7 protein-coding genes are annotated in these 7,569 nt (G+C 40.5%); 4 read left to right on the top strand and 3 right to left on the bottom strand.

Annotated features, from left to right (window positions below):
- Positions 1 to 363: 363 nt before the first annotated feature.
- The 3 genes from M0413_RS22335 to M0413_RS22325 are packed head-to-tail and all read left to right on the top strand — an operon-like array spanning position 364 to position 3,680.
- Positions 364 to 1,791 (top strand): sensor histidine kinase, encoded by a 1,428-nt coding sequence (locus M0413_RS22335; protein WP_249555689.1) that lies wholly within the window; start codon positions 364 to 366, stop codon positions 1,789 to 1,791.
- The gene (locus M0413_RS22330; protein ID WP_249555687.1) at positions 1,781 to 2,941 is read left to right on the top strand and encodes a protein-PII uridylyltransferase; all 1,161 of its coding nucleotides are present in this window, start codon (positions 1,781 to 1,783) and stop codon (positions 2,939 to 2,941) included. Before M0413_RS22335 ends, M0413_RS22330 begins: the two co-directional genes overlap by 11 nt.
- Entirely contained in the window at positions 2,934 to 3,680 is a 747-nt protein-coding gene (locus M0413_RS22325) for a hypothetical protein (RefSeq protein ID WP_249555685.1), read from the top strand. Before M0413_RS22330 ends, M0413_RS22325 begins: the two co-directional genes overlap by 8 nt.
- 204 nt (positions 3,681 to 3,884) lie before the next feature.
- Here M0413_RS22325 and M0413_RS22320 read toward each other — a convergent pair whose 3' ends face one another.
- The 3 genes from M0413_RS22320 to M0413_RS22310 all read right to left on the bottom strand — a co-directional run bounded on the left by M0413_RS22320 (position 3,885) and on the right by M0413_RS22310 (position 5,625).
- Positions 3,885 to 4,088 carry a DUF2061 domain-containing protein gene (locus M0413_RS22320; protein WP_023266065.1) on the bottom strand — a complete coding sequence of 68 codons (204 nt, stop codon included), beginning with the start codon at positions 4,086 to 4,088 and terminating at the stop codon, positions 3,885 to 3,887.
- A 167-nt stretch (positions 4,089 to 4,255) separates the two neighbouring features.
- The gene (locus M0413_RS22315; RefSeq protein ID WP_055647059.1) at positions 4,256 to 5,158 is read right to left on the bottom strand and encodes a 1,4-dihydroxy-2-naphthoyl-CoA synthase; all 903 of its coding nucleotides are present in this window, start codon (positions 5,156 to 5,158) and stop codon (positions 4,256 to 4,258) included.
- A 116-nt stretch (positions 5,159 to 5,274) separates the two neighbouring features.
- A complete protein-coding gene (locus M0413_RS22310) occupies positions 5,275 to 5,625 on the bottom strand; it encodes a hypothetical protein (RefSeq protein ID WP_037424115.1) in 351 nt (116 codons plus the stop codon).
- A 91-nt stretch (positions 5,626 to 5,716) separates the two neighbouring features.
- On the opposite strand from M0413_RS22310, the gene ccoG reads away from it, so the two are divergent.
- Positions 5,717 to 7,144, top strand: coding sequence for a cytochrome c oxidase accessory protein CcoG (gene ccoG, locus M0413_RS22305; RefSeq protein WP_037431664.1), 1,428 nt, complete (start codon positions 5,717 to 5,719; stop codon positions 7,142 to 7,144).
- The last annotated feature ends 425 nt before the right edge of the window (positions 7,145 to 7,569 follow it).

The raw sequence follows: 7,569 nt of genomic DNA, 5'->3' as shown, positions 1-7,569 counted from the left end.
GTTGATTACAATCGAACCAGACGGCATAGTGCTCTTGGGTACTTAAGCCCTGAAAACTTTGAATTAAAAAATAGTGCTTAGCAAAGTGTCCACTATTACTGGATCAGATCACCTGATAATATTTCTACTGCATTTAAGTACACAAGCTCAGTAATTAAAGTTGTTCCTAAAACCTTAGAGTCAGGAGTTGTCGACCCTGGTTTTAAACCAGAGTTTTTTAATCGCCTTACCTTATGTGGGGAACCATTTTCTATAGTAAATGATGAAACAGAATTTCTGAGTGAAGCATTAGCCGTAATTGAGGCTGAAATAACGGAAAAAGGTACTCCTAAATTGCATATCAGGGGGGTAAGTAACCTTGAAATGAATGAGTCTTATGAGTTATCAGAAATAAAATCAGAGGCTCTTAAAAAAGTTGGCTTTTTATTTAAAGTACATTATTTCCCATTAGCAAAAGGAGGGAAACGCTCATCTCATTTGCAAACATACTTGCGAGATAACGGGGGGGTCAAACTGTATCGCAATGGCTTTTATGTACCCCCATATGGAGCGCGTCATGATGATTGGCTTGGGTTAGATGATTCATCTAGAAGGCGTTTAATTCTACCACCACACGCTAACACGAACTTTATAGGGAATATTGATATAACCGATAGTGAAGGGTTTCATTTTGAAGAAACTTCTTCACGTGAAGGACTTATTGAAAACCACTATTTCAATGAGTTGCAAAGGATAGGTTATGAAATCATAAAAAGTGCAGTGATGAGAATAACTTCTGAACGAGGAAGAAAAGTTACTTCCAGTCAGAAGGGATATGTATCACCTGAAAAATCCCTAGAAGAAAAAATACAAACTAGTTTTAAAAGCCTGTCAGAACAAGTAGAGAAACTCGAGCAACCGTCCAACAATAAAGGTCAAATAAACCAAGATTCAAATCCAGAGAACTCAGACGGTACAGATATTTCTCAAACCACTTCCGAAATTAAGGGAGCTCTCGAAGAGAGCAAGGAGTTAATTCGTGAACTTATTGATGAAAAGAATATGTATCGTGTTCTCGCATCGTCTGGTTTAGCCATCGCTGAATTTACTCATGAAATTCAGCTTTATCTTAATAATTTAATGCTAAATGGGAAGCAGTTGCAACGATTAGTGAAGGACCATTGTGAAGCGTTGACATCTGCAAAAGAGATGGAGTCGAACATCGATATGTTGGTCTCTTATACAGACTTTTTTACGGACACAATTCGTAGTAATTCACAACGAGCAAGACGTTCTATAGAGCTACGGGATGTAATTCGAAATTTTTTTGACGCCATGTTACCTACGATTCAGCGTAGAGGGTATGATCTTAACATCGATTTTCAAGGTGACGATTTTTGGACTAAACCTATCCACCTTTCCGAATTATCTTCAATATTAATGAACTTATTTACCAATTCCTGTAAGGCTATTGTTAGAGCTGGACGTCAGCAAGGGTGTTTGAAATTAGTCATGACGTCAACTAACGAGGAACATGTTATTCGGTTTGAAGATAATGGTGATGGTATTCCGCGTAAAGACTGGGGTAGAGTTTTTAACGCCTTGTATACTACAGAGCTTTCACAAGGTGCTTATGCCATAGATAGCCAGCAATTAAGAGGGATGGGGCTTGGTTTGACAATAACTAAAGATATTGTTTTGGGATTTGATGGGGATATTTCTATTATTGACCCCTCTGAAGGGTATAATACATGCATAGAAATTATTATCCCTAAAGCAACAGAAGATGAGATTCCTGAAGATGCTTATTAGATATTTGTATATTGATGATGATCATCAAAATGATATTCAGCCTCTTATCAACGAATTAGAACATTTCGGTGAGGGAAAGGTTCAGATCGAGCATATTCGTGTGAGGACAATGAAAGAAATTGTACGAAAGTTTTCCTCTGATAAGTTTGATGGTTTGATTATAGACCAAAAATTGGATGCGGCTAATGAGTATGGAAATACGGCTGATTATTGGGGAACATCTCTAGCCCAAAATTTTCGTACTGAAATGATCGGTCGCGAAATTGATAGTGCTCCTATTATTCTTCTTTCCAATGAAGATGTCTTTGTTCAATACTACGATTTAGATGAAAGTGCTCATAATCTGTTTGATTATGCAGTTAAAAAAAGAAATGTCGCTTCATCTTCAGAGTATGCTTGTAAAGTTAGTAAGATAATTATAGCTTTAGCTATAGCATATAAGCATGCACGGGAAGATGTGTTACCTAATATAGCAACCCTATATTCAAAGCCATTTGAGCTATTAGAGCCATTATTAAAGTGGGATGAAGCAGTGTTTAAATACACTGATAATAGATTTGTAGAGTACATTCAAACTAAGAGTCATGATATTCATACTCTAATATCTCTTTTGCTAAATAACTTTGTATATAGTGCTGGAATTTTAATTACAGAAGAAATGCTCGCTACAAAATTAGGAGTAGATATTTCCAGGTCTGCAGATTGGGAACGCTTAAAAGGGTTACTTAATGGATATAAATATCAGGGTGTCTTTTCTGAATTAAAGGAGCGGTGGTGGTTTTCTCGAATAGAAGACTGGTGGTTAGAAAATTATCCAGAAGGGCAAGTGCTACGAGCTATGAAGGCGTCGGAAAGAGTTGATGCTTTAAAAAAAATTACATTACTTACAGACATTAATGCCATTATTCCCAAATATTCCAACGGAAAGCAAAGCGAAAAATTTTGGGTGAACTGCATTGTTTCAGGTACTCCACTTGACCCATATGATGCATTAATTGCAAAAGCTGTGGATTTGAAACCGTGGGAGCAAAAAATATATCTCGATGTTGAAACGGTATACAACAGAAGACATACACCAAAGTTTTCAGTTGATCATGATTACCAGAAAAAAGTTAAACCTCTTTATAAAAGATTAACTTCCGATGAGTGATAAGAATAATACAATATGTCAAGTGCATGACTTTATAAGAGTCTTAGATGAGCACGGAGTGATAGTAAGTTCCAGTCCTTTATATGACCTAATTAAGTCCTTAGAAAGGACTAATGCGACAAGAGGATTGTCATATAAATTATATTGTCTTGAGTTTCGAAATGTATCAGATAAACAATTAATTCGCTGTGATAAATGGGATGGATCTGGTTTGTCAGCCTATTTAAATTTGGATATATCATTAGTTGAAAATGGTGCTTTTAAGTTTGGTGATGTAGATAGTGCTGTTGTGGAAATTGTGTATGAAGCTTGTTCAGAAGACACTGCTGAACTCGCGAAAGGGGCTTGGCATTTGGATTATCATAAGAATAATCCCAAAGGTAGTGAGCCTGACTTTATACACCCAAGTTACCATTTCCATCACGGAGGAAGGGCCATTAAAGACGATATTTCTAACTATGGGGATTTATTAATAATGGATGCACCACGTTTAATGCATCCCCCGCTAGACTTGTTTTTGGCTATAGATTTCGCCTTAACAAACTTCCTCGATAAGAGAACTTGGAAGAACCTTCGAGCAGATACAACGTATCAAGAAATCGTAAAAGAATCGCAGAAAAATTGGTGGAAAGACTACTTTCAGCAAATTAGTAATTATTGGATGCATAGTGAATATAGTGGTGCTGAAAGCGTTGCAACTTGCGATTTAGCTAGGTTATCAAATCCTTATCTGTACTAGTATGATTCTTTATTACTAGAATTCTGATCTAAATTGGAACTTGATCTAGATTTGGTGTGATACTTTATTTTTTAGGTGCTGCTTTTACCAGCCAAAAATCAGCATCTACAAATGGATAAGTATGAAACTTTATTCCTCTCTCACAGCCTAAATGGCGGTTTTTTATTGGGGCTTTATTAGAGTATGTGCTGGTGGCTGAGTGTATTAAGCCGTTATTGCATTAAGTGCGTTCTGCTTTTTTGCCTCGAAACGTTTCCATACTCTATCGTGGAAATAAAACACTACAGTATTTATTGCGGGCTCAACTAAGGCGACGGCACCACCGACCAAAACACTACCAGTTAATAAATAGGTAACGGTGAAGGCAACGCTGAAATGTAATACGGCAAAAGTTAATGTCTTGGTCATGATCTTATCCTCTAATGTTAGCCCCAATTGGGAATGATTAAATGATAACAATTCTCATTAAAATTTAAACCCGTATTTTGAGATTAGTTTAAACGGTTTTTTCTATCTATAAGCGCTAAAAAATATAAAGCCCTCGAATGAGGGCTTTATATGGCAATCAGCTTCGATCAGTAATGCCAAGGAAACGCTGAAAAGTCCTGGTCACGTTTCTCAAGGAAAGCATCGCGTCCTTCTTGAGCTTCTGCGCTGGCATAGGCTAAGCGTGTCGCTTCACCCGCAAACAGTTGCTGACCGACCATGCCGTCGTCGGTCATGTTAAAGCCGTACTTCAGCATACGCATCGCCGTAGGCGATTTGGAGTTAATCTCTTTGGCCCATCTTAATGCTTCAACTTCGAGTTCGGCATGGGGAACCGATTTATTCACCATTCCCATGGCAAAGGCTTCATCGGCACTGTAGTTAAAGCCACAGAAGAAAATTTCTCGCGCACGCTTTTGGCCAATCATCTTGGCAAGATAAGCACTGCCATAGCCTGAGTCGAAACTCGCGACATCGGGATCGGTTTGTTTGAAGACGGCGTGTTCCTTGGAGGCTAAGGTTAAGTCGCAAACCACATGCAAACTGTGTCCGCCACCCACGGCCCAACCAGGCACGACCGCGATCACTACTTTTGGCATAAAGCGGATCAATCGTTGGACTTCGAGGATATGTAAACGCCCCATTCTGGCTAAATCGGCTTTGCCCTCTTCGGCGCCTTCATATTTATAGCCATCTTTGCCGCGAATACGTTGATCGCCACCCGAGGAAAACGAATATTGTCCTTTGGCCGAGGGGCCATTGCCAGTGAGTAATACACAACCTACATCGGACCATTGGCGAGCGTGATCTAGGGCGATATATAACTCATCAACCGTTTTTGGACGAAAGGCATTGAGGCAATCTGGGCGATTGATGGCGATACGCACTGTGCCATGGGCTTTGGCTCTATGGTAAGTAATATCGTCGAAGTTAAATCCGTCGACTTCATCCCACAGTGTGGGATCAAAAATATCTGATACTGGTTTAGTCATGATGCAAGGCCTATATAATTGAAGCTCAAAGGCTAGGCGGAATCATGTTTCTGGTCAATCGCCTAAGCACCATGCTTAGTGATGAATTGCAAAATTCCGTTTGCCTGTTAGTGGAATTAGAGGTTATCGCAGATAAATAGCAAGTTATCTCGGCTAAAAATGGGATGCTCAGTGGCTGTAGTGCCACAGTAGTTTTCTTTAAAATCAGCAATGCCATCTTCGGTGAGTGGGATTTTATTAAACTCTTCAGCCTCAGATGCTGATAGCCGCTCCAATATCTCTGTTCGTGCTTTCGTGAGATTTTGATTAATTTTAATTATCTGAGTGCCCATTGCTGAGCTCACTTTGCTTTCTATCTTTTGAACCATTTCCTCTGTTTTTGCTATAGGTGCATCTAGTTTGTCGGTTTCAGTGTATAAGTAATATAATGCACCACAAAGGAGCGCTAATATGATCCAACCTTTCATCTTTTAGTCCAACATAAGTGAATAACCATTAATAATATGGGTATAATAAGCCAGTTTTCGTCCAATATTAAAGCAGTAAAAGGCTGTCACGATGAACGCAGAATCTAATAACAAGGACTATTCGAAAACCAATCGAATTAAGATTCACCAGCCTGATGCAGATAAGGCTGATCGCTTTAACCCCCGCAATCGGATTTATGTCCGTGCAATCGATGGATTATGGAGTAGTTTACGCCGCCGCATGGGCTGGATAGCAATGCTCTTCTTCCTGATATTACCTTGGATCCCTTGGGGCGACCGTCAAGCCGTATGGTTTAACCTCGCTGAGCAGAAATTCCATGTCTTTGGCTTAACGATTTGGCCGCAGGATCTGACCTTACTTGCCGCTCTCTTTATGATAGCCGCCTTTGCGTTATTTTTTGTGACAACCTATCTCGGCCGAGTCTGGTGTGGTTACACTTGCCCGCAAACCGTATGGACGTTTATGTTCATTTGGTTTGAGGAAAAACTCGAAGGTGCCCGTAATAAGCGCATTAAGCTAGATCAAATGCCATGGGGTTTTGACAAAATCTGGCGCAAAACCGCAAAACACACTGCATGGATAGTGCTTTCGCTCATCACGGCAATGACCTTTGTATCCTATTTTGTGCCGAGCCGTGAAGTCTATGTCGATGTATTTACCCTTAATGCATCAGGCGCAATCTACTTCTGGGTGGTGTTTTTTACCTTAGCGACCTACGGTAATGCGGGTTGGATGCGTGAAATCATGTGTATTCATATGTGCCCTTACGCGCGTTTCCAATCGGCGATGTTTGATAAAAACACCTATATCGTTGGTTACGATGCAAAACGCGGTGAGACCCGCGGCCCGCGCTCACGTAAAGCCGACCCCAAAGAAATGGGTCTAGGTGATTGTATTGACTGCGACCTCTGTGTTCAGGTTTGCCCTACCGGTATCGATATTCGTAATGGCTTGCAATATGAATGTATTAACTGTGGTGCCTGTATTGATGCGTGCGACCAAACCATGGAGCGGATGGGATATCCTCTAGGGCTGATTAGTTACACCACCGAAAATAAACTCGAAGGTATTAAAGAGAAGGTACTGCGTCCGAAGCTGGTGGGTTATGGTGTGGTGCTGGCCGCGATGATACTGATCTTTATCTATGCGAGTGCGACAATTGCGCCAGTGCGTATGGATATTATCCGCGACCGTAATCAACTCTATCGAGAAAATGATCGAGGTTTGATTGAAAACACCTTCACTTTGAAGATCCTGAACAAGACAGAGCAAGCCCATGAATACACGATGAGTGTTGAAGGCCTCAACAACTATAAGTGGTATGGACCTACCTCAGTGACGATTGCTGGTGGAGAGGTATTAACTCTACCTATTAGTATCGGGGTCGATCCGGTCGAACTTTCGCGTTCAGTGACAAACATCGAGATAAAAGTGAAAACCCATATTGATGGTGAAGAAGTCGAAGTCGAGCAAGAATCGCGATTCTTCAGCCCATAGTTACTGTTTCGTTAACCAAATGAGTTTAAAAAGGGACTGTTTAGTCCCTTTTTTATTCATGTTGCTGGATATCTAGGCGTCTAGATGATTAATCGTAATTTTCTGACAAAAAGCGCTTGCACAAAAAGTTCTGCTGCCTATAATGCGCATCCACTGACACGGCAGACAGCGAAAGCTAACGCGGTTTCAGTGCGAATCGAATGCAGAATGTGCAGTTGATTCGAAAGCCTCAAGAAGTTTGTAAAAACGCCTTGACGCGATGAGGGAAATGCGTAGAATACGCAGCCCTGACCCAGTGAGCGGTAACGCAAGCAATGAGGTCAAATGCTCTTTAACAATCTAAACAAGAAATCTGTGTGGACACTCACAGGTGTTGAGTTAATCGAAATTACTCTGCCGTTTGGCGAGTAATCAAAGAATTAAAT

The organism is Shewanella sp. 8A, from assembly GCF_023475945.1.
GTDB classification, from domain to species: Bacteria; Pseudomonadota; Gammaproteobacteria; order Enterobacterales; family Shewanellaceae; genus Shewanella; species Shewanella xiamenensis.
Note: the sequence above shows the minus strand (reverse complement) of the source record. Positions and strands in the feature narration are given on the sequence as shown.

Coding starts and splice junctions, on each gene's coding strand:
- M0413_RS22330 (WP_249555687.1), top strand. CDS start 1,781: ATGCTTATTAGATATTTGTATATTGATGATGATCATCAAAATGATATT.
- M0413_RS22310 (WP_037424115.1), bottom strand. CDS start 5,625: ATGAAAGGTTGGATCATATTAGCGCTCCTTTGTGGTGCATTATATTAC.
- M0413_RS22325 (WP_249555685.1), top strand. CDS start 2,934: ATGAGTGATAAGAATAATACAATATGTCAAGTGCATGACTTTATAAGA.
- M0413_RS22315 (WP_055647059.1), bottom strand. CDS start 5,158: ATGACTAAACCAGTATCAGATATTTTTGATCCCACACTGTGGGATGAA.
- ccoG (WP_037431664.1), top strand. CDS start 5,717: ATGAACGCAGAATCTAATAACAAGGACTATTCGAAAACCAATCGAATT.
- M0413_RS22335 (WP_249555689.1), top strand. CDS start 364: ATGAATGAGTCTTATGAGTTATCAGAAATAAAATCAGAGGCTCTTAAA.
- M0413_RS22320 (WP_023266065.1), bottom strand. CDS start 4,088: ATGACCAAGACATTAACTTTTGCCGTATTACATTTCAGCGTTGCCTTC.